The sequence below is a fragment of the Acinetobacter lactucae genome, assembly GCF_013344765.1.
Taxonomy (GTDB): Bacteria; Pseudomonadota; Gammaproteobacteria; order Pseudomonadales; family Moraxellaceae; genus Acinetobacter; species Acinetobacter lactucae_A.
In genome coordinates, this window is sequence record NZ_JABVBF010000317.1 from 1 (window position 1) to 1,474 (window position 1,474).

The following is a 1,474-nucleotide window of genomic DNA, read 5'->3' on the forward strand; positions in this document are numbered from 1 at the left end:
CTTTAAATTATAAGATATTGATTTAATTAACAATAAAAAAGGTGAATCTTTATAAATTCACTTTTTGTACTTAAATTAGAGTTTTCCGTTGAGTACTTGGTCTGTAACTGTACCTTTCCATTGCTCACGCAAGGTTGGTAAGTAGAATTTCTCACCAACAGTGACCAGTTCAGCATCAATCAATGCATGAACTTCGTGCATAAAAATATAATCTAGAGCAACTAAAGAAAGCTGATGATTTTTTTGTGCTGTTTTCTTACGTTTTACCTGTGCTTGTTTCACTAGCTCATTTGCAAAGTTTTTATCTTTATAAGCAGTAATTGCATTTAAACGAAGCTCAATAACACCCCATCCCGCTAATAGTTTTTTAAAAACTTCAAAATCTTTTGAGGTTGATTCCCACGTTACGTTTTCTAGATCATTATCTTCAGGTAAAACTGGTAATAATAAATCCGCTGTACTTGGGAAAATCTTTTTAAGATTTAACAGAAACTTAACCGGCTGATCACTAGGATAATCATTAAATTGCACATGTTGTTGGGTATCTGTCAAATAAATAGAGAGCATTCAAAAATCCTTAACTAAGCAGCTGTTTTTAATAATTTTATCTCTAACTTTGCGAAATAAATGCAAAACAAAAAACAATATAAAAACAGGACAAGGTGGGCATTTTAACAATTATGACGGCTTATTCAACGCCAATTCGCCATTAATTAGTGAAAGTTTCAGCCTTTGTGATGAAAAGCTCTCCGAAGAGAGCTTAACTTTAAATAGAATATCAAAAATCCGTTGTAATTCTTGGTTTCGATTAACCTTGATATTGATCAACTTTATAATTTGGTTGATCTACAAGCAATTGAATAAAAGACGGAATGGAAGTAGTGTTAAGCAGATACGGATTAAACTCATCAACATGATGATGATGAAAGAAATCTTTTATTTTCGTATTAATAGGAGCAAATTTCATACTCCAATGTTTAAATAGCCGTTGTTCGGATCGTTCTGAAAAGATGATCTCACAGTTCTGATGTCTCGAATCTTTCAAAATTAAATTATAAAATAGTGATTCGACCTGCTCTTTCTCACCTTCCAAATACTGCAAGAAGTATCCATTCCCGTAGTAAAGCACCCCTGTAATATCATTATGAGAGTTAAAGCTAACTGCCTCTGTGAGAATATCAATTAAATCTTGTTTTATTTGACTATGTTCACTATTGGTTTTACTTGCATACATAAAGCCTATTAAACTCATAGCGATACTCGAAGATAGATTGAATATATTCTGACACCTAGACCCTTTTCTTACAATGTAAGCTATTTAAAACCTTGTATTTGAAAAGTAAAGATTTTTTTCATTTTGAAAAAATGACAAACTTTAACAACTCGAAATCTTTTGTAAATTAATGTCAACCTAACAACTTAATCTGACAGCATTAAGTTTAGTACAATTGAAAATTATCTTTAATGTGTGGAT

2 protein-coding genes are annotated in these 1,474 nt (G+C 31.3%); both read right to left on the bottom strand.

What is annotated here, in order from left to right; genetic code table 11:
* Positions 1-75: 75 nt before the first annotated feature.
* On the bottom strand, positions 76-567 hold the full coding sequence (locus tag HUN22_RS17000; protein WP_174731866.1) for a hypothetical protein: 492 nt from the start codon (positions 565-567) through the stop codon (positions 76-78).
* Between the two features lie 241 nt (positions 568-808).
* Positions 809-1,252 carry a BLUF domain-containing protein gene (locus tag HUN22_RS17005; RefSeq protein WP_217488218.1) on the bottom strand — a complete coding sequence of 148 codons (444 nt, stop codon included), beginning with the start codon at positions 1,250-1,252 and terminating at the stop codon, positions 809-811.
* Positions 1,253-1,474 lie beyond the last annotated feature (222 nt).

Coding starts and splice junctions, on each gene's coding strand:
- HUN22_RS17000 (WP_174731866.1), bottom strand. CDS start 567: ATGCTCTCTATTTATTTGACAGATACCCAACAACATGTGCAATTTAAT.
- HUN22_RS17005 (WP_217488218.1), bottom strand. CDS start 1,252: ATGAGTTTAATAGGCTTTATGTATGCAAGTAAAACCAATAGTGAACAT.